Here is a 19,549-nt window from a genome sequence, read left to right as displayed (position 1 = left end):
ATCACGTCGTTACGCGACAGAAAGCGTCAATAGCGTGCATCCTCGAGGCCACAGAACGGATCTACCGGGTTCGTGCCGAGGAAAGGCTTGCGACCGAGCATGCAATCAACAACGGCTTCCTGTACGCTGTCCATGGTTGAGTACGCGTTGATATAGGCCGGTACGCGTGGTGCATCGTAAAGGTGATAGGGATGCCCAAACGAGATCATCACTGAGGCAACATTCGTCCAGGGCCGGTACATGGCCTTGAAGAGCCCCCCACCGCCCATCCGGTGCCAGTCAACGAATATCCGGCCCCGCACAAGCAGCGACTCGTCGCCTAGCGCGTAAATCACGAGGTCGAAATTCTCCGGGGTCGGCACGATGTCCGGCCGGTCAATCGTGACTTCGAAACCTTCCTCCGCCAATAGGTCCGGCAGCACGAATTTCAGAGGCTGCGGGATGAGCGGATGAATGATGCCTCCATCGACGAGCAGGATGCGCTTCGTCTTCGCGGGGTCGAGCGGAAAGATGCTGTTGACATCCTTCACAAGAGTAGGAGAGCGGCCGATGTATTCCTTGGACGCGGCGACGCTATTTGGATGCGCAAGCAGATTGCGCGCTTCCGCCGCATCGGGGAGCACATCTGACGGCTGAAAAAGCCTGAGGTGCGCCTTGAGCGCCAGCACACGAAGAACCGCTTCCTCAAGTCGCTCCGGGGCAATTCGCCCGTCTTCGACGGCAGCCTTGACCGCAGCCATATCCTCCTCAGGCGCATTGCTGAAGAGGATCATGTCGCAGCCGTTCGCAATGATATCAGGCATGGTATCGAGGTGGTGGCCCCATGCCGATAGCCCGCCCATCGGTGTCGCGTCAGAGACGATGATGCCATTGAAACCGAGTTCGTCTCGGAGAAGGTCAACGTTCAACAACCGGGAGACCGAGGCCGGTCGGAAGGCTTCGAGCCCGGCATCTGGCATCTTCGACCGGATATAGGCAGGAAGCGAAATATGCGCACTCATGACTGCCAGCACACCTTCGCTGATCAGCTTTTTGTAGAGCCGACCGAAGGTTTCCTTCCACTCCTCCAGGGAAAGCGGATTGGTCGTCGTCACGAGGTGTTGATCGCGGTCGTCGTATCCCTCGCCCGGCCAGTGCTTGGCGGTGGCGGCAACTCCATTCCGCTGGAGACCGCGAACATGGGCGACCGCGTGCCGTTCGATCCTATCGACATCGGAGCCATATGAGCGCGTACCGACGATTGGCGATCGGAAGGCGGCATTTATGTCGATCACCGGCGTGAACGACCAACGAACACCCATCGCACGGCCCTCGCGTGCCAGGATCTCCGAACTTTTTTCGGTTGCCTCGATGTCGTCAACGGCTGCAAGGCCAAGTTGCCCCAGCACCGGAGTGCCGAAAGCGAAGGAATGACGGCTGCCTTCGAGGTCGGCGCTGATAATGGGTGGCACTTTGCTCTTAGCGACAAGGTTCGAAATGACGCGCCGCTCGAAGTCGAGGTCAGGCGTGAAAAATCGCGTGATACCCCCCGGTCTCAATGCGCCAACGCGCTTGAACTCCTCCTCATCCGCCCCGATCATGATCAAGGTGAAGAGTTGGCCAACCTTGTCGTCGAGATTGAGCGAGGCATAGACGTCGCGGACCCAGGCGATCGCAGCGTCATCGAGGTTGAACGGCGCTTTGCGAAGTTGCTCGTAGATCGTCATAAGTCCCTCCCTGATCAACGCTCTGCTTGCATATTTAGATGTGCATATACGCGCTACCCATCACAGGCTAGCGACGTTCAACTCCGTACCCAGGAAGAAGACCACCGCCGCTATCCGCCATCCCCTCGCCCAGACGTTATCGCAGATCCGACTAGGAACCAAATACCGCAGCGCATGTTTCGAGACCGTATCTCTTTCCAATTGCGAGCACCGCGACGTCTTCCGATATCGCCTCCGCCACGTCGGCAAAACGCCCGATCCGGCAATTACGCCCGGGTTTCTATAGCTTTAGTCCCCACGAACGCATGAGCTCCAGCGGACCGGAAAGTTCGGACTGCAACACGTAAGCATCAGCCGCCCTCTCCTTTTGACTCGAGAACCGCTGTGGCAGCCCATGGCCAAGGCCACGGACCGAATAGAACGACAGTTGCAGTCGATCTCTGCTCTTCCATTTCTTGAGCGTGCCCCAGGACATCTGCCTTGTTCGCCCGGCGGGTTCCTCCAGACCCGTTACCTCTAGCCATTGCGAGATCGAGGCCATCGCGTTGACCGGGTTGACGACGCCGTCGGCAGTTCCGTGCCATATCGAAATCGACGGCCAACCTGTTGCAGCAGGCGAGACACCGCGCACCAGATCGCCCCATTCACGAGGCTCTCGCCGTGAGACGCCGGACCTCATGCTGCGGATAGCCGCCATTGTGTCCCTTGCCGCGCCGAACGGCATCCCGGCAAAGATGGCAGCGCCAGCAAAAAGATCCGGATAGGTGGCGACAAGCGCCGAAGTCATCGCGCCGCCGGCAGAAAGGCCCGCAATATAGATCCGGGATCGACCAATTCGATGCCGAGCACATGCGTGTTCGATCATCTGGCGAATGGACATGAGTTCGCCCCGATCTCGCGCGATCGCGCTGGGCCGAAACCAGTTGAAGCACCGCTGCGAATTGTTGGCTTCTCTTTGTTCCGGATACAGGAGAACAAAACCACGCTGCGTCGCAAGTTTGGAAAAGCCGCTTCCGGTGTCGAAGCTTTCCGGCGTCTGTCTGCATCCATGCAGCACGACGACCAACGGCGGCTGCGCGGGCAATTTGCTGGGCACGAAGACCTTCATAGTCAGCCGTCCAGGGTTGCTACCGAAGCCAGTCACTTCACTGAGTGCAGGCTTCGTATCGGCCGGCCTTTTTGTTTGCCTGGATGCTGTGCGGGCTGGTGTGCGGAGCGCCTTTGCAACCAGCTTGCGATACGTCTTCTGCGATTTCAGCAGTCTTGAGAATGATCTCTGCAATTTGAATGTCATCGGCAACGTCCTTGATCGACGTCATCGATGCTCTCCCGCGGCAAGGACGCCGCCACCGATAGACAGGTTACGTTATTGGATCGGCGGCAAACGCGGAAGGCTAAAACGAACAACCCTCCCATGCGCGCAGCCAAGTCGTCCGCCGCGCTCAGGTGGGCCCTTGGGTCATGCCTATGCTCCTAAATCGATCATCAGGGCCATGGCGGAGGAACAGTTTTCGTTCGATGAGGTTTTCAACGCAGATGACGTGTCGCCGATCCCTAGTTCGCGGAGGAAAAAACATGACCAGCATTCACAATGAAGCATCAGGCAGTTTCGCCAGCAAAACTCTCGGCACCTTAAGCGCGTTCTTCGATGACCGCAGCAAGGCCGAGAGTGCGATCAGAAGATTGGAGGACATCGGCTTGTCGAACGAGCGCATTCGTTTCATGCCCGGATACGAAGCTGAAGGCGATATCGCCCGATCCGATCATAGCGGCTTTTGGGCCGGCCTCGCCGACTGGTATTTCCCGGACGAAGATCGCGCCGCTTATGCCGAAGGACTGCGCCGAGGTGGCTTCCTCGTCGCGGTTCAGGTCGACGATCAGTGCTATGAAAGCGCCCACGACATCCTTGATGACGAAGGCAGCATCGACATGGACGAGCGTGCAGACCTGTGGCGTCGTGAAGGCTGGGATGGCGGCAGAGGAGACCCTACCCTCTCGGAAGACGCCCTCGCCCCTGCTCCCGACACCGATCGCGAAACAACCGAGCTTGCCGAGAGTGCCGCTCGCAACCGCCGCGACCTGGAGAGGTCAACCCCTCGCGTTCGCTCCTACCGTAATCCATCGCTGATTGACGACGTCGACAGACCTGCCCCGTCCGGGGACGAGGTTGCACCTTCGCCATCGCACTGACGAAGAATCGTTCACCCGCTTCCGTCGTCTTCCCTCTGGCGCCCCGCGGTTTTGCGGGGCACAGAACAATGCGAACGTGTTCCAGCGCGCGGTGCCTCAGTGCAGATGTCTAGCCCTGGAACGCTGCGTAGCGACTAAGAAGAAGCTACCTGATCTGGCGCTGTCGAGCATGAGCGCCTGCCACGGCGTTTTCTATGTGGCGCTTATTCAAGTTGTAGGACGCCACGACGCTGCCCTCACATGGCGATGAGATCAAGACCCTCGCCCAATTCCCGCCGCGCAATTTCGACTACGCTGCGCTGGTGCGTGAACAATATCGTCTGAAATGTTTTGGAGGTAGACGCCAACGCCTTCAGTCCAGCCGCGGTGCGGTCATCGTCGAAGGTCTGGAAAATATCGTCAGCGATCAGCGGGATTGGCTCGTTCTTCAGGCAATAATCCTCAAGAAAAGCCAGGCGAAGCGCGAGATAGAGCTGATCACCGGTACCCTCGCTCAATCCACCTTTCACCGGCACCCTCTCTCCCGTCGGACGCTCCGCCATGAGATGAAGCACATCGTTTTCGCCATACTCCTGAACCAGCCGGCTGAATGCTCCACCGGTGAGCATCGAAAATGCGAGGCTTGCTCTGTTCATGACAGGATCGGTTTGCGTTTCACGAAAGGCCTCTATCGAACTTCCCAACACGCGTGCCGCGAGCTTCAGCACGACCCATTGGCGAGCAAGTTCCTTCGCCTCTTCTTCGGCCGAAAGGCGCTCGAACACGGCGTGCTCAGCGGTCTTTCCCGTTTCCAGCTCACGGCGCTGCCGCAGGTTTTCGGCCAGCCGCGCGGAGAGCTCACCGTACTCCTCGAAGTGGTTGGCATCGGCCTTCTGCAGACGTTCGATTTCCAATCCTGCTTTTGCGCGGTCGAAATCTGTCAACGACGCTCGAACAGCGTCTTCAGATTGCCCCTCCGCGTTTTCGGCGAAGCGCCTGCGGCTTGAAGAAAGCCTCTCTAGAGCTTCATTGCGTCGCTTTAGACGCCGGCGCGACTCGATGGGATTTTCAGCGTCAGGCAACCCTGAGGAAATGTCTTGAAGGTTTTCCTTCGCGTCTTGCAGGGCGGCGAAACACCGTTCGTAACGTGCGTTCGCCTGCGTGAGCTGTTCTTCTGTCGCACGTCGATGTCTATAGGAAGCCTCCGCGTCCTGCGCGCGCTCCTGCAATATGTCGGCGGCCGCATCGGCAGAAAGGCCTGAGAGGTCCGCAGCGGCACTCCTTACGAGCTTAGCCGCGGTTGCCTCGAATGCAGCGATGTCTCGCTTCATCCCGTCGACCCGCCGTTGGCGGTTGTTCCGCTGCGCAACGATTTCGGGAACCTCGCGCCAGACTTCCAAAGCGGCTTCAATCATTTCAATCGTCGCGTTAAACGGCACCTTTAACAAGGCGGCTGCGTCAGAGAGTGTGCTTTGCCATTGCTCGATCGAAAGCCTAGCTCTCCGCTTTTGCTCATCCAGGTCATTGATCTTGTCCATCGCCGCGGAGCGTCTGATCTCTGAAGTGCGCCCTTGCTGCCAAAGCTCCGCCAGCCTGCTGAGGTGCCGATCCAGCGCACGGCCCAAGGCAACGGCGGGGAGATTTCCTGCCCCTTCGAAACCAGCCTCATCGCTAATAGATACCAGCGCGGGCAAAATCCGCTGCTCCGCCAGTCGAAGCTTCGTGACGTCGTCTTGCAACTCCAGCACCGCATGGCGTTGCCTTTCCAGCTCCGCGAGGGAGCGACGCCACTCAATCATCTGCCCAGTCGTTGAGGGTGAGACGGGCACGCCGAGAAATAGCTGCGCGAGTTCGGATTGGGTTTGACGATGTGCCTCTTGTGCGACGGCTTCCGCCTGAACCGCATCATCCATGAGATGATCCTTCTCGGCCAGCTGTGCCTTAAGCTGACTGTGGCGAGCAACGCGCTCTGCTCCTGCAAACGCTAGATCGGCGAGCCTGTCGCTCTCGTTCATTGCAGCTTGCAATGCAAAGCCTGCGGCCGCAGTTGGAGCGTCCCGGTATTTGTCCCAGAGATTTTGCCTTGAACTTCGCGAATTGAGGATGTCGCTCCTCGTAACCAAGTACTCCGCTCGCTCCAGCCCGTCTATTTCGCGAATGATGTTTTGCCGCTCGTCCTGGACCGAATTCAAACGTGACATGGCATCGCGGATGCCTGTCGCAGCTTGATCCTCCAGCTTCCGCAATTCCGACAATGCATTCAGGTCAGGCAATGGGGCGGCTAATACCGCGTCGAGGTCGTCGACGCTGGGAACGAGCCGCGCCGTCGCCTCCGAAAGGTCCGCCGTCGTGCGGGCGAGCTTCACGGTCAGCAAATCGATCTTGTCGATCTCCGCAAAGGTGGGCTGAATTGCCACCAGGCGTTCAGTGAAGAATTTCGGGTCGATCGAGGAGCCGGGGCGTTGGTTTCTCTCCAACTCATTCAGATATTGGGTTTCTTCACTGAGCTGTTTGTCCAAGGCGGTGAGCGATCGGCTCAGTTCTCGACCTTCCATCGTGAGCGCTCTCAGTAGCGCGAGATTTGCGTCTGTGGGCTGCTGGTCAGCCAACGACTTATCGTTTGTGTCGATACCCAACCGCTTGCCCAACTGGCCAAGTCTAGCTTCGAATTCTTGAGCCTCAGCGATGACACGCGGCAAATCTTCCCTCGCCTTGAGGTAGATACCCTTATCCGCGTAAAGTTGCCGGATATGCGCGGCAGCTTCACGGATCTCGTCATTCACCGTGCTTGCCGCGAGCGTATCCACCAACCGTGACACTTGCTCCTGTAGAGACGAAACGGTTTGCTCAGCCTCCTGATGAGATGCGAGAGCAGCGTCCAGCTTCGGTTCCACGCTGGCTGGCACATGCTCCAGATCAGAAAAGCCTTCCAAGGCATTGACGTCGAGATCAATTTCTCGCAGCAGCGGCTCGAGCGAACGTCGCAGTGTCAGTGCGTGCAGATTCAGTTTGACTTGTGTCCGTCGAGCATGAATTTCGGCGAGCTCCCGTTCCAGGTGGGTCGCCTCTTCTATCAGCTTTTTCCAGTCGCCCGCGCGAAGCTCATGCAACTTCTCAAGTCTGCGAGCATCATCATGCCTGTCCAACGCCTGGTAGAACAGTCGTTCCTTGGACCGTCGCTGAGCGAAGATATTTTCGGCTTCAGCATCGAGAGACACTCTCAGACTGCTCAATCCGGTCAGCCCGGAAGCAGCCGAGAACAGTAAACTTCCGATCTCTCCGTCATGCTCGAGCATTTCCACACCACCGGCTCGGAGGCGATCCGAGTCCAAGCCGAATGCTCTTTCGAACACGGTTCTGTCCACGGCGCCCAGAAATGGCTGCAGTGCATCCTCGGAGAGCGAGCGCTCGTCATCGGAGTTGTCGAGAAGCGTGTTCTTTCGACCGCGTCGGCGACGGAAGGCGAGCTCGCTCCCGTTGCGAGACGAGAGCGAAGCCCCAACACGAAGGGTCGTCGCGTCATGAAGATGGTCGTCCCTCGCAACATGCGGGAAGCCGAAGAGCAAATCCGACATCGAGCGGAGCGCAGAGGACTTTCCCGCCTCGTTCGGTCCATAAATCAGATGCAGCCTCGCGTTTTGCCGAAAAGGAAGGACCTTGTTGGTCAGGGATCCATATCGGATGATGTCGAGCGTATCGAATCGCATTCACAGACCCATCTCAGTGCGGGCGAAAAGCAATTGCTTCGCCTCCTCGAGCAGTGCCTCGGCACTCACTTCCAACGGCGATTCATCTGCAGCGGCTCCCCCCGGCAGCTTTATTGCGATCGAGGATATCAGGGCTTGCGCCTCGAGCAGGAGTTCCTTCCGGTCGTCTGCAAGACTGACGAGCTGCCTGAGATCCAGTCCAGCATGTGCATCGCCGCTCGGTTTTTCTTGCAACCCTGTCGAAAGCCGGACTTCTAGTTTCTCAAGCCAGATATTTTCGTGCGCACGATGAAGCGAGGCCTGGATCTCGTCCCGCCACTGATGCCGATTGACGACGAAATTGCTCTGTAGCTCAGAATGACCACTCAATCGGACGCGAACTGCAAGCGGCCTTCCCTCGCCTTCGTCCGCGCAGGTTCTACCGGCTCGCTCCACCATCTGCAGGATATCAATCATGCTGTGGTGCGGTTCGAGCATTGCCTTCACTTCACAGAAGCGCGCACCATCCACGATGATCCGCTCGTACTCCACGTGACTATCTCCGACAGTCACGAGCACGGCGCCTTTCGCACCGACCTCTCGAACGCTGCGCCCCTGAAGATTTCCGGGAAAGATGACCGGCGGATCGGCAGAAACTTCCTCGAACTGATGAACGTGCCCGAGCGCCCAGTAATCGTAACCACGTGACCGGAGATCGTCGACAGAACAGGGAGCATAAGGGGCATGCGGCTCTCGTCCCGAAAGAGAGGTGTGGAGAACGCCTATATTGAACCACCCTTGTTCCCGCCGCGGGTATCCGATCGCGAGGTTCTCGGTCGCTGATCGCTCGACGAAGCCTTGTCCATGCAACGCGACCTTGAGGCTATCGATCCGGAATGTCCCTGGACGATTTGTCGGAAACTCAAAAACGTTGTCGGGAAGTGTGATCGTTTTCGTGACGACGCTTACCGCATCATGGTTTCCGCGCAGAAGATAAACGGGAATTCCCGCTCGTTGGAGCCGTGCCATTTCTCGGTTGAAGAACAAGCCTATTTTGTTGTCCTTCCAGTCGCCGTCGTAAATGTCGCCGGCGATGACGATGAAGTCGACGGCCAGGTCAATCGCCCTGCTGACGAGCGTAGAGAGAGCGTTCCTAGTCGCTTCAATGAACTGGGCAGCGACATCGGTATCCTTCGACGCCAACCCCAGCATGGGGCTCCCGAGGTGTAGATCGGCAGCATGGATAAAACGAAATGAGGACATGGCCACACTCTTCAGTTTTTAGAGACCTTCCTGAGTCTCCAGCAACAGAGTGTAGCAACGAATGTGCGGCCCGCGTCACGCGTCCACCCGTTCTCCACTGCCAATTGTTCGTGGACCGGTCGGCAAGGTAGGGCGCGCCGTTCGGTGGCAGATGGAAGGAAACGGCAAAGACCGCGGTCACATGGCGGGCATTTATGTTAAACAAGTCGACTTTATTTCTATCGCAGAACTTCCAGTCCCTTACGCTCAACGAGATCAAGAATCTTGATGGCGGTGCTGCTTGGTTTTTTATTACCTTGCTCCCATGCGGCAACAGTAACTTTCTTAACATTGAGAAAGCTGGCAAACACAGCCTGGCTAGCCTTTGTTTGAGGCTCCAATCCTCTTAATTTCCTCGGGAGAATAGTCACGTAAAAGAGGAAGGCAAAGTGCGTCGAACTCCCTCATCGTCACGTCGTCGACGAAGCCTGCCTCATGCAGGCTGGCCGCAGACTTATGTACGTTCTTCAGAATCCGGCTCATGACACGTAATCTCCAATATCGTCGTCTTTTTAATCATCTCAGAGAGCTCTTTGTCGTCGGCGAGCACGTAAACATCACACAGCTATTCGAAGGGCTTCCTTCTCCTTCTTTGTGATGTTGTCGGCCTCATTTTTCGCGAATCCGTGAACAAAAATAAGCCGATGGCCAACGGTAGTTCGAAAACTTCCCTGTTTACCAAAGATTTGCAATCTCAACGGCTCTTGGACGTGCAATTATGAAGCGTATGGGTCGACATTTCATCCACAATTCTCAATCCGTGCGTCCGTCGACCCGACGGGTTTTTCCGCCTGTCCTGCGCGCTGACCGCTTTCTTCGTTCATCACCGTGCACGTGGTGCCATCTGCAGGCACACCCTCTTCGCCTTCAGTTGGCGTAGCTACGCTGTGATCTGGAACCCGGAGGGTATCGCCTCAGGAGATGCCACTTCCACTTCGACAGCAACGACCGACGAGCCGGGCGGGTCCGTTCCAGAATTCCTTCAACATCGCCGATACGGCCGTCTCCGGGCCGGCAATGAGCGCTTTCACGGATCCATCACCTTCGTTGCGGACCCAGCCCACCAGACCGAGCTGTTCAGCCCGGGCGCGTGTCCAGACGCGAAAACTGACGCCCTGGACCCGACCGGATATCCGCACCAACGCTGCCTTCCGATCCTTCCCCATGCTCGCCTCCATTCGCGTGCCTTGTAGGCAATCTGGAACAGTGGGAGAGAATTCAAGCACGGTCTGTCCCGCAGCATACGACAATCGTTGGGCGTCACCCAGATATCGCGCGATTTCAACGCCATATCCCCCTCGAGCCGCTGGCGCAAATCAAACGGCGCGCTATACTCACAATTGCATCAACGTGAAGGATCTCGATCATGCGCAGGCTTATCGCAGTGACTTCAGTCCTCGTCCTCAGTTTCGCTGGTTCGGCCTTTGCGCAAGCGAATATGGGCATGGACAGCAGCGGCCGCTTCGACGGATCGCCGCCGCTCGGGACTTCCCGCGAAGACGAGGCACCGAGCGGTGGATTCGCGATACCGTTCGACACGTTCCAGACCGGCAGTACGACGGGGTCCGGTAATATACAATGGACGCAATGCCCGCCACAGCGCCGTGGGGTCCAAGGCAACAGCCAAGCTTGCCTTGAAAGGAACTGAAGCAAACCTTGCAGCCGCCGCGAGCCTGCTTCCAGGTTCGCGGGTCTGCCATTTCTGTGCTAGGGGAACCGCGCAACGCGAGGCACGACAGACATGCTCCCCTGGATTCAACTTGATTCCGCCCCCATTCCCGGAGAAAGCGGCGAATTGCGCCTCAAGCGGCGAGGCAGCGAATTCTCGATCATGCTGGGCTCGAACGAGCTGATGAACAACCGCCTGAGCGGCTCCGAGGAGGCGCTCGCGACGCTTTCCCATGAAAAGATCAAGGGGCGCGCGCGTCCGAATGTCCTGATCGGCGGTCTCGGAATGGGTTTCACGTTGCGTGCTGCCCTTTCCGTTTTGCCACAAGAATCATCGATCATCGTTGCCGAACTCGTACCGGCGGTGGTGCAATGGGCGCGTGGCCCGATGTCAGAAGTATTTCAGGGTTGCCTCGACGATCCACGCGTTGCCATTCACCAGGGCGACGTTGGCGAACTGGTGCGGCAAAGCAAGACGCAATTCGACGCCATCTTGCTTGACGTCGACAATGGGCCTGATGGCCTGACGCGACGCTCCAACGATCGTCTTTACGATTTTGCAGGCCTGCGGGCTGCACGCGATGCCCTGCGCCCCGGCGGCGTTCTCGCCGTCTGGTCATCAGGGCCGGATGCCGGTTTCACCCGGCGGCTTGGTGACTGCGGCTTGGACGTCGAGACGGTCAACACGCGCGCCAACGGCAAGCGCGGTGGCGCGCGTCACGTCATATGGCTCGCCGTCAAATAGTTCAGCTTGCCTGAACTCGACGCGCGGCTGCAATCGCGGTTGCGGCTCCAGAACGGAGCTGCTGCGTGTCGGCTCCGGCGATGACGAAATCGAAACCCATTTTCAACAGCTCGCCGGCCCGCTCGCCATTGCTGCCAAAGACGCAGGCGAATTTTCCGTGAGCCCGGCAACGGGCAATCAGATGCTTGAGAACGCCGTCGACCTGCGCCGTATCGGGTGCTACTTTCGCTCCATCTGACAGCGCTATCGACAAGTCGGACGGGCCGACGAAAATGCCGTCGATGCCGTCTACGCGCATGATTTCATCTGCGGCATCAAGGGCCGCGCGAGTCTCGATCATGGCAATCGCCACGGTCTGCTCGTTCGCGGTCGCAAGATATTCGGTGGCCGAAAGCCCCGTATGGTTCATCGCCAGGGTCGGCCCCCAGCTGCGCTCGCCGAGCGGTAGATACTTGGTGGCCTTCGCGAAGGCCTTCGCCTCCGACACCGAGTTGATCATCGGCGCAATGATGCCTGAGGCGCCCGCATCGAGAAGACGCGAGGCGGATGCGAAATCGCCGAGCGGAATGCGGGCGAGCACAGGCTTGCCGGCAAGCCTCCCCTGGCCAATTCCAACGGCAGCCGATCCGATATCCCAAACGCCATGCTGCATATCCAACACGACGGCATCAAACGCCTCCTGCGCCAGATGATTGACGAAGAGCGGATCGGGAATGCCGATCCAGGCGGATATCAATCCGCCTTCACCGCTTCTGATCCGCTTTGCGAAGCCGTCGATCGTCGTTGCGCCAGTCATCCCATGCTCCTTTCGCGGTTTAGCCAACCGCGCGCTGCTTTTGCTGATGAAATTCCTCGATGAAAGCCTTTTGAAGCAGGATGCCATCCCACTCATCGGTAAAAAATGGTGAATCGTAAATCAGCGTATAGGGTCCGCGGTAACCTGCCGCCCGACACGCTTCCAGAGATTTGCCATAATCTGCCCTGTCGAGCCCTGATCCATTGAAGTCAGCCTTGGCGTGGCAAAGTTCCGCGCGTCGCATGATATCGCAAAGCCCGTCATATTTTTCCGGCGCAGCCCAGTTGCCAAGATCGCCATTCAGACCGACGTCTCCCTGCAATGTATCGAGAAGCCAGTTCGTCTCCCTTGGAGAAGGCAAAAGAGCAAACCAGTTTTCGGTGACGACGCGAACGCCGCTATCTTTAACCTGCTTTGCAAGCCAGCCCAGATGCTGTGCCGCACGTTCGAGGTTTTCTGCCGTCGGCGCCTGCTTGCCTGCGATTACCCGCATGTGCTTGGCGCCAAGCGCCGCCGCAATCTCGATCCAGCCGGCGATCCATTGAATATCGCGCTCAGCCGTTTCTGGATGGCTTGGATCACCATCTTCGACGAGCAGCGTCTGGAGCAGGACGCCGGCGTCCTGAAGCGCGGCGCGCATTTCCGCCAGATGGGTGCGCTCCAGGCTCGAGAGGTGGAACGAGCAAAGTTCGAGCCGCCCAACTCCGCGCTCGGCGAGCTGCCCCGGGATGTCGAGGAGCGAGCAGCGCCCCGGCCCATAAGGTTCCTTACGCGTGGCACTTTTCTCCGGATCGGGGCTATGGGGGTAAACGGCACCAAGCAGCCGGTGCAGCGACCATGTCGAAACTGCAAATCGTCCGTTCTCCAAATTGCCTTCACTCATGTTCTCCTCCCGGGGAGCAATGCCCATTGGCTCAAATGAATTCGCCGCGGATAATCTCCTCTGCCGACAGCGCCGCGCTGAGGAGCGCTTCATCACGCTTGCCCACCGCGGAGAGCAGGAAGCCGACCGGCATATCGGCATCTCCCGTTCCACAGGGGATCGATACGCCGCACCAATCGAGGAAATTGCCGAGCATCGTATTGCGCAGCGTCATGCCGTTGGTTGAAAAAAACAGATCGTCGTTCGTTTCCAGCGGCGCGATGGCCGGCGCCACGTGCGCAACTGTCGGAAAGGCAACGAAGCTCTCGCACACGAGCCGCTCGACATCTGCTATCAACCTTTGTCGCGCGTCGAGAAGCGCAAGATAGTTCGCAAGCGTTGTCTTCTCACCAAGCCTTATGCGCATGGCGACGCGATGATCCATGTCGGCGGCTTGCGGCCCAGCCAACCGTTCGCGGTGAAGCGCGAAAGCCTCTGCGGTCACCAGGGCACCATATTTTGCCATCAGCCCCAGGATTTCATCGAAAGCAGGAATTGCGATCCGGCTGATCGATGCACCCTCTGCCGCAAGCCAATCGATGGCCGTCTCGAAGGCTGCAACGACACCGGCTTCGGCGCCATCGAACACCACGTTGTCGGGGATTATGATATCCAGCCCTTTGACAGGGCGGCTCACAATTGATGGAGACGCCGGGCCGCGCATTCCCGCGTCAATCCAGACGGCGTCCTGGACTGTCCTGCACAGCGGTCCGAGCGAATCCAGACTTTTTGCCAATGGGAAAACGCCCGCCATCGGGTAGCGGCCCCGTGTCGCCTTGTATCCGACGATGCCGTTGAAGGCAGCAGGGATGCGCACCGATCCCCCCGTGTCTGTTCCCATCGCCACCGGCACCAGGCCGGCTGCCACCGCGACGCCGGCGCCAGATGACGAACCGCCTGGGACGCGTGCCAGATCGCCACTGCGGGGATTTTGCGGCGTGCCGTAGTGCGGGTTGATGCCAAGGCCCGAGAAGGCGAACTCGCTCATGTTGGTGCAGCCGATCGAGACCATGCCGATCTGCTGCAGCGATGCCACGATCGGAGCGTCTGCGTGCGCAGCTGGACCGGTTGCGAGAACGGTCGATCCGGCCGTCGTTGTCCGACCCTTGAGGTCAAAGAGGTCCTTCCAGGCGATCGGAATGCCATCCAGCATTCCACGCGAGCGGCCCTCCTTCAGTCGTTTCGATGAGGCCCTTGCCTCTTCGAGTGCCCGATCCTTGAGGATTGCCGTGAAAACCGTGCGATCCGGATATGCATCGATGCCATCGAGCACGGCTTCCGTCACTTCGATCGGATCAACAGCTGCCGTTTGAATGAGCCCGGAAAGCTGCGCGACGGACATCGCGCCAAATGATTTCGTCATGGGGGTATCCGCAATCTGACTGACTGACCGAACTAATCCGAATTTCGTCGACGCGCCAAGTCCTTAAAGTCAAATCAAACCGATTGGTTCGATTTTATGAACACTGCGTTTGTGGATCCGCTCTTCAACCGGCGCCCTCGAAACCACACATCCCGCTTGCGTGCAAGTTTTTGCCGGCGAGAGGACGAGCGTATGCCGGTACGCGCACCAGTGTAGGAGTTAACAAAATGACAAACGGCGAGAGTTGGAACACGGCGCGCGGCGACGTGGTGCACCACCACGCAACAGATGACGAGTTGAACGGCATGGGTGAACACGAATACGCCGAACATGTAAATGCACACAGACCTTCAATATCAGAACGGGTCATTGTTCTTGCAGCGTTTGTGCTTCTGGGCATCGCCGGGCTGACGGTCCACTTTGGTGCCCCTATGGCCTCGGGCCTCGACACGGCAACAGTCGGATCAATCTCCGAATCGTTACCATCGGTCGATTATTGCCGCGAGCACAGCCCTTACCCGGACAGATCCTGCTGAGGGTCTCTCCACTCCGGACATGGACAACCTTCCCCCCGCGATATAGTTATGCGCACGGGGAGGATCGGCGATGCCCGGTGAGATCGACTACAATCTGAACCGCTTCATGGACGCACAAAATGGCGTCTATGAGCGGGCGCTTTCGGAGTTGAAGGCTGGCCGCAAACGGTCCCATTGGATGTGGTTCATCTTCCCCCAGATCGCGGGCCTCGGATCATCATTCATGGCAGAGAAATACGCCATCCGCTCGGCCGAGGAAGCCTCTGCCTATCTTGCCGACCCTATTCTCGGGAGCCGGCTGTTTCGCTGCGTCGATGCCGTACTTGGCATCGAAGGCAGGTCCGTGCACGAGATTTTCGGCTCTCCCGATGATCTAAAGCTACGGTCGTCCATGACCCTTTTTGCCGCGGTCAGCGAGCATGGATCGCCTTTTCACAAGGTAATCGATCTGTTCTATCGGGGGGAGTTCGATGAACGCACCATCCAACTCTTGGATGCGAGCAACTAGCCTGCACTCGCATGTTCCAGCGACTCGATCTCAGCTGATATTTCGTTAATCCGCTCTCGCAACTCTTGATCGGTGCCGTCATCGATCTCGTCATCGCCGAAGCAACTGCGCGCCTCATAGAGCTCAAGCTTCGCCTCGAGTTCGGCGCGCCTTGTATAGAGACGGTGAAGGTAACTGTAGTTCATGCCTTTGCTTCCCACCTCGTCCGAAACGAGTGCAAAGGCATATGGTTCCCGCTGATCGCCCGGGGCCGCTACGCAAAAGCGGTCATGGCAGCGTTGCAGGCCTTGGAGAAGTGACTGCAACATGTATCGTTGCCCATGGCTTGCCGCGTGACACGAGCGCCCTCGAGAAGGAGCGTCAGCGTGTCGGCCAGCAGGTTCGGTTCGCGCGCACCGGCTGCAAGACAGAGCGCCTCCAACCTGTCGCGTTGCTCGGCTTTGTGCCGTTCGATCACGTCATAGGCCGGATGCCCGTCGCCTTTAAGCTCGATGGCGGCGTTGGCGAGGTCACAGCCGACATGCTCGCCGCAAAGGCTCTGCGTTCGCGCTTCGACCCATGCCCGCAGCTGTGCCTTCGGATCGCTGGGATGAGCACTCTCGAGATCGCGCCAGATCGCCTCGGCCTTTTCTGAAGCGCGGCGCAACGTCTCGCAGACCAGCTCGTCCTTGGAGCCGAAATGGCGATAGAGCGTCATCTTGTTGGTCAGCGCCGCATCTACGATCGCATCCACGCCGATGCCGCGAATGCCGTGCTCGCGAAAGAGCTCGGCGGCGGTCGAGACGATGCGCTCCCGTGGCGGGATCTTCTCGTCAGTGTTTGCGGGAGACAGCACGTTCAATGATTCTGATTTTTTTGCGGACAACGTCCTTGACATCCATGTGACCGATCGGTAACAAATGCATTGTTACTTACCGGTAACACCACTCTTCGCGGAAGTCAACGTCGATCGGCGACGCGGCCGGAGTGGAACACGGGCTACCGCCCACGAAAGGAGGCAAACCATGAGCAAGACCAGAGAAGACCTGACCATTACCGAAGCCCTTCGCGACCCCCTGATCGCCATGGTGCTCCGCGCTGACGGCGTGAAAATTGACGATTTCAAGCGTCTCCTTGAGACGGCCGCCAAGAAGCGTGAGCAGCGCGCCTCTCCGGTGAGCAAGTTTATGAACGTGATCTCCGGCAACCCGGCTACCATGTGCAGCTTTTGCTGAAACCTTGGGCCCTTCCCTGCCCCCGTGAGAGCCGTCGCTGAGCCAAGCGACGGCTTTTCATTTCAGAGGCCGGGCTCCGTTGGTTCCAGCAGCTCATATTGCAGGTGGTCAAGATAGTCGCGATCGGCAACGGCATCGATCGCTGAGATTCTGTCTCCGTCGAAGGTTAGAAGCAGAACAACACGCAGGTCTCCTGCGACGGACACCACGAGCCCGAACTCCCCATCGATGAGCGCAGGCTTGGCAGCTTGGGCGCGACCCTTGAAGGTCTCTGCGACCGCTGATGCGCCGTGAAGCTCGCGAACGGAAGGATTATACCGCATTGCCATGGCGTCGGGGGTGAAGACCACCTGCGGATCGAGAACCGCAAGCAGCGCGTTGAGATCGCCGAGCCGCGAAGCCGCGAGGAACGCGTTGACGATCGTCCTCTTGTGTGCGGCATCCGCTTCCGGCACATCGGTCGCTCCCTGCACGCGGCGGCGAGCGCGGCTTGCAAGCTGGCGCGTTGCGGCCGATGAGCGATTGATGATGGGTGCGATATCGTCGAAGGGCAGATCGAACATGTCGTGCAGCACAAAGGCGACGCGCTCAGCCGGAGCCAATGTCTCGAGGACAATTAGCAGTGCCACGCCGACGGCGTCGGCAAAGGCCACCTCCCCCTCCGGATCAACAGCCTTTGACGGGTCTGCAAGCCGTTCATGCACGGGAAGGTCAAACGGTTCTTCCCGCCTCGTCTTTCTCGAGCGCAGCATGTCCAGGCAGATCCGCGCCACGACGGTCGTCAGCCAACCACCCATATTGTCGATTGAGTCCGCGTCGGAGCGGCCGAGCCGCAGCCAGGCCTCCTGAACGGCATCGTCTGCCTCCGTGCGGGAGCCAAGCATGCGATAAGCGACCGTGGCGAGATGCGCCCTGTTCGCTTCGAATTCTCCCGCCAGCCAATTTTTCTCATCCATTGTCACATTCCTCCAGTCTGTTCCGTCAAAGGCATGACGAACGAAACCTGGCCGGTGTGACACGACACCGCCGGCGGCGTCATTTCGACAACACATCAAGGAGACATATGATGCAAGCGAGAATGGGAAACCCAGCTGTCGTCATTCCCGAAGCGATGCAGGCACTGCACGCCCTCGGCACATTGCCGGCCAAATCAGGTCTTTCGCCAATCCTTTTAGAACTCGTCAATCTGCGCGCCAGCCAAATCAATGGCTGCAGCGTCTGCATCGACGGGCATCCACGCATCGCCAAGAAAGCAGGCGAGAGCGATGAGCGTCTGTTTGCCGTCAGCGCCTGGCGCGACACACCGTATTTCACGCCTGCCGAGCGGGCAGCCCTTGCGCTGACCGAGGCGGTCACGCGTGTCAGCGATCGTACCGACCCCGTACCGGACGACATCTGGGACGAGGCCACGCGGCATTTCGACGGCAAGAGCCTGGCAGCCCTCGTCATCGCCATCGCCAACATCAACGTCTGGAACAGGCTGAACATCGCCACCCGCCAGATTGCCGGCGAATGGAAGCCGTAAGACACGATTGGGCCGCTATCCCTTGGACAGCGGCCCGACAGAACAGCCTTGGGAGGCTTAAGGATCAGATAATGCCACCGCCGCCGGCGGCCGATACCGGGCGTTCGGCGGCGACCTTCCTGCGGTAGCCGCTGACACGATAGGTCGCGACGGGATCGATCGCGCCACCGGCACGGCGGCGGGCTTCGGCAAGGATCGGCTCAACGTCGGCACGGTAGGCGCGCTTCAGCGTCTCTGTCGCCATCAGCGCGTCATTCTCGTCCTGGTAGCCGGCAAGCGCCTTGCGGTCGACGAGGAGAGCCTGTGCGTAGGCACGACGGATCTCATTGGCGCTGTTGATCAGGCTCTCGATCGGGTCGGTGACGTTGTGCGACTGGTCGATCATGTGCGCCGGATTAAAATCGTTGACGCCGCGCTGCTCTGCATCGACAAGCTCGTTGAAGACGAGGAACAGGCGGTAGGGTTCGATCGCACCAGCGTCGAGATCGTCGTCACCATATTTGGAATCGTTGAAATGGAAGCCGCCGAGCTTTCCGAACTGAACGAGACGGGCGACGATCATCTCGATATTGGTATTGGGTGCATGATGGCCGAGGTCGACTAGGCACTGCGCCTTTGGTCCAAGCGTCTGGGCGATCAAGTAGTTGGTGCCCCAGTCCTGGACGACCGTGGAGTAGAAGGCGGGCTCGTACATCTTGTGCTCGGAAAACAGTTTCCAGTCATCCGGCAGCGCCTTGTAGATGTCGCCCATCGAGGCGAGATAGCGTTCGAACGCCTTGGTGAAGTTGCTCTGGCCGGGGAAATTCGAGCCATCGCCGACCCAGACTGTCAGCGCCTTGGAGCCGATCGCCTTGCCGATCTCGATGCATTCGAGATTGTGTTCGACGGCCTGCGCGCGCGTTGCCGCATCGGTATGGCTGAGCGAGCCATACTTGTAGGAATGCTTCTGGCCGGGTGCATCCGAGAAGGTATTGGAGTTCATCGCGTCGAAGCCGAGGCCGAGCGCATCGCCCTTCGCCCTGAGCTCCTTGGCGTCGGCCTTGTCCCAAGGAATGTGCAGCGACACGTTCGGTGTCGCACGCGTCAACTCGTTGATGACGGAGCAGTCGTCGAGCTTGTCGAAAATGCCGCGCGGTTCACCGGTGCCGGGAAAGCGGGCAAAGCGGGTGCCGCCCGTTCCAACACCCCACGAGGGTATGGCGACGAAGAATTCCGAGACCTTCCCCGTGATCGTCTCGATGTCGATGCCGCGGCGGGCCAGATGGGCGCCGAGCGCCTCATAGTCTGATTTCAGCGCGTCAGCGCGCTTGTCGTTTTCCTGCGCAATGACATCCTGCGCGATCTTGGACTCGGCCATGAATTCCTCCCGAGAATGTGGATGGGGTACGGCGGGCAAGGCGCCCGCCGCC

The 19,549-nt window shown here is 58.9% G+C and carries 19 protein-coding genes and 1 pseudogene; 6 read left to right on the top strand and 14 right to left on the bottom strand.

Annotated features, from left to right (window positions below; genetic code table 11):
- Window positions 1–26: 26 nt before the first annotated feature.
- The 3 genes from WGT02_RS27710 to WGT02_RS27700 form a co-directional block, all read right to left on the bottom strand.
- On the bottom strand, window positions 27–1,706 hold the full coding sequence (locus WGT02_RS27710; RefSeq protein WP_208247655.1) for a glycoside hydrolase family 3 protein: 1,680 nt from the start codon (window positions 1,704–1,706) through the stop codon (window positions 27–29).
- Window positions 1,707–1,986: 280 nt separating this feature from the next.
- Window positions 1,987–2,802 carry a PHB depolymerase family esterase gene (locus tag WGT02_RS27705; RefSeq protein ID WP_339151230.1) on the bottom strand — a complete coding sequence of 272 codons (816 nt, stop codon included), beginning with the start codon at window positions 2,800–2,802 and terminating at the stop codon, window positions 1,987–1,989.
- 49 nt (window positions 2,803–2,851) lie between these two features.
- Window positions 2,852–3,025, bottom strand: coding sequence for a hypothetical protein (locus WGT02_RS27700; protein ID WP_225040088.1), 174 nt, complete (start codon window positions 3,023–3,025; stop codon window positions 2,852–2,854).
- Between the two features lie 256 nt (window positions 3,026–3,281).
- On the opposite strand from WGT02_RS27700, the gene WGT02_RS27695 reads away from it, so the two are divergent.
- Window positions 3,282–3,896: a hypothetical protein gene (locus tag WGT02_RS27695; RefSeq protein WP_208247651.1), complete on the top strand. Its 615-nt coding sequence runs from the start codon at window positions 3,282–3,284 to the stop codon at window positions 3,894–3,896.
- A 236-nt stretch (window positions 3,897–4,132) separates the two neighbouring features.
- Here the strand turns inward: WGT02_RS27695 and WGT02_RS27690 are convergent, their stop codons facing one another.
- The 4 genes and pseudogenes from WGT02_RS27690 to WGT02_RS27675 form a co-directional block, all read right to left on the bottom strand.
- Window positions 4,133–7,582: a YhaN family protein gene (locus WGT02_RS27690; protein ID WP_208247648.1), complete on the bottom strand. Its 3,450-nt coding sequence runs from the start codon at window positions 7,580–7,582 to the stop codon at window positions 4,133–4,135.
- Window positions 7,583–8,824, bottom strand: coding sequence for a DNA repair exonuclease (locus WGT02_RS27685; RefSeq protein ID WP_040680980.1), 1,242 nt, complete (start codon window positions 8,822–8,824; stop codon window positions 7,583–7,585).
- Window positions 8,825–9,420: 596 nt separating this feature from the next.
- Window positions 9,421–9,555, bottom strand: a complete 135-nt coding sequence (locus tag WGT02_RS27680; RefSeq protein WP_225040090.1) for a type II toxin-antitoxin system RelE/ParE family toxin — start codon at window positions 9,553–9,555, stop codon at window positions 9,421–9,423.
- A gap of 188 nt (window positions 9,556–9,743) precedes the next feature.
- Window positions 9,744–10,029: pseudogene (locus tag WGT02_RS27675) on the bottom strand (acylphosphatase).
- Between the two features lie 575 nt (window positions 10,030–10,604).
- Between WGT02_RS27675 and WGT02_RS27670 the strand changes: the two are divergent.
- Window positions 10,605–11,276 carry a spermidine synthase gene (locus WGT02_RS27670; protein WP_024317593.1) on the top strand — a complete coding sequence of 224 codons (672 nt, stop codon included), beginning with the start codon at window positions 10,605–10,607 and terminating at the stop codon, window positions 11,274–11,276.
- 1 nt (window position 11,277) lies between these two features.
- Here the strand turns inward: WGT02_RS27670 and WGT02_RS27665 are convergent, their stop codons facing one another.
- The 3 genes from WGT02_RS27665 to WGT02_RS27655 are packed head-to-tail and all read right to left on the bottom strand — an operon-like array spanning window position 11,278 to window position 14,357.
- Complete coding sequence (locus tag WGT02_RS27665) at window positions 11,278–12,072, bottom strand: HpcH/HpaI aldolase/citrate lyase family protein (protein ID WP_208247646.1); 795 nt, start codon at window positions 12,070–12,072, stop codon at window positions 11,278–11,280.
- Between the two features lie 19 nt (window positions 12,073–12,091).
- Entirely contained in the window at window positions 12,092–12,955 is an 864-nt protein-coding gene (locus WGT02_RS27660) for a sugar phosphate isomerase/epimerase (protein WP_024317591.1), read from the bottom strand.
- A gap of 31 nt (window positions 12,956–12,986) precedes the next feature.
- A complete protein-coding gene (locus WGT02_RS27655) occupies window positions 12,987–14,357 on the bottom strand; it encodes an amidase (protein ID WP_208247644.1) in 1,371 nt (456 codons plus the stop codon).
- A 227-nt stretch (window positions 14,358–14,584) separates the two neighbouring features.
- Here WGT02_RS27655 and WGT02_RS27650 point away from each other — a divergent pair, with 227 nt between their 5' ends.
- The gene (locus WGT02_RS27650) at window positions 14,585–14,893 is read left to right on the top strand and encodes a hypothetical protein (RefSeq protein WP_029710325.1); all 309 of its coding nucleotides are present in this window, start codon (window positions 14,585–14,587) and stop codon (window positions 14,891–14,893) included.
- Between the two features lie 70 nt (window positions 14,894–14,963).
- Complete coding sequence (locus WGT02_RS27645; RefSeq protein WP_208247642.1) at window positions 14,964–15,401, top strand: DUF1810 domain-containing protein; 438 nt, start codon at window positions 14,964–14,966, stop codon at window positions 15,399–15,401.
- On the opposite strand, the gene WGT02_RS27640 is transcribed toward WGT02_RS27645, so the two are convergent.
- Together WGT02_RS27640 and WGT02_RS27635 are read right to left on the bottom strand one after the other, a co-directional pair.
- Window positions 15,398–15,586, bottom strand: a complete 189-nt coding sequence (locus tag WGT02_RS27640; protein WP_024317587.1) for a hypothetical protein — start codon at window positions 15,584–15,586, stop codon at window positions 15,398–15,400. The two genes, WGT02_RS27645 and WGT02_RS27640, sit on opposite strands and share 4 nt — an antisense overlap.
- 68 nt (window positions 15,587–15,654) lie before the next feature.
- A complete protein-coding gene (locus tag WGT02_RS27635) occupies window positions 15,655–16,278 on the bottom strand; it encodes a TetR/AcrR family transcriptional regulator (RefSeq protein ID WP_208247640.1) in 624 nt (207 codons plus the stop codon).
- Between the two features lie 127 nt (window positions 16,279–16,405).
- On the opposite strand from WGT02_RS27635, the gene WGT02_RS27630 reads away from it, so the two are divergent.
- Window positions 16,406–16,615 carry a hypothetical protein gene (locus tag WGT02_RS27630; protein ID WP_208247639.1) on the top strand — a complete coding sequence of 70 codons (210 nt, stop codon included), beginning with the start codon at window positions 16,406–16,408 and terminating at the stop codon, window positions 16,613–16,615.
- Between the two features lie 62 nt (window positions 16,616–16,677).
- On the opposite strand, the gene WGT02_RS27625 is transcribed toward WGT02_RS27630, so the two are convergent.
- Window positions 16,678–17,571, bottom strand: coding sequence for a sigma-70 family RNA polymerase sigma factor (locus WGT02_RS27625; RefSeq protein WP_208247637.1), 894 nt, complete (start codon window positions 17,569–17,571; stop codon window positions 16,678–16,680).
- 110 nt (window positions 17,572–17,681) lie between these two features.
- Here WGT02_RS27625 and WGT02_RS27620 point away from each other — a divergent pair, with 110 nt between their 5' ends.
- On the top strand, window positions 17,682–18,140 hold the full coding sequence (locus WGT02_RS27620; RefSeq protein WP_024317583.1) for a carboxymuconolactone decarboxylase family protein: 459 nt from the start codon (window positions 17,682–17,684) through the stop codon (window positions 18,138–18,140).
- A gap of 64 nt (window positions 18,141–18,204) precedes the next feature.
- Here the strand turns inward: WGT02_RS27620 and rhaI are convergent, their stop codons facing one another.
- Window positions 18,205–19,497: an L-rhamnose catabolism isomerase gene (rhaI, locus tag WGT02_RS27615; RefSeq protein WP_024317582.1), complete on the bottom strand. Its 1,293-nt coding sequence runs from the start codon at window positions 19,495–19,497 to the stop codon at window positions 18,205–18,207.
- Window positions 19,498–19,549: the final 52 nt, after the last annotated feature.

Origin of the sequence: Rhizobium sp. T1470, from assembly GCF_042140505.1 — a bacterium.
Classification (GTDB): domain Bacteria; phylum Pseudomonadota; class Alphaproteobacteria; order Rhizobiales; family Rhizobiaceae; genus Rhizobium; species Rhizobium favelukesii.
The sequence above is the reverse complement of the archived record's forward strand: the minus strand, read 5'-3'. Positions and strand labels throughout refer to the sequence as shown.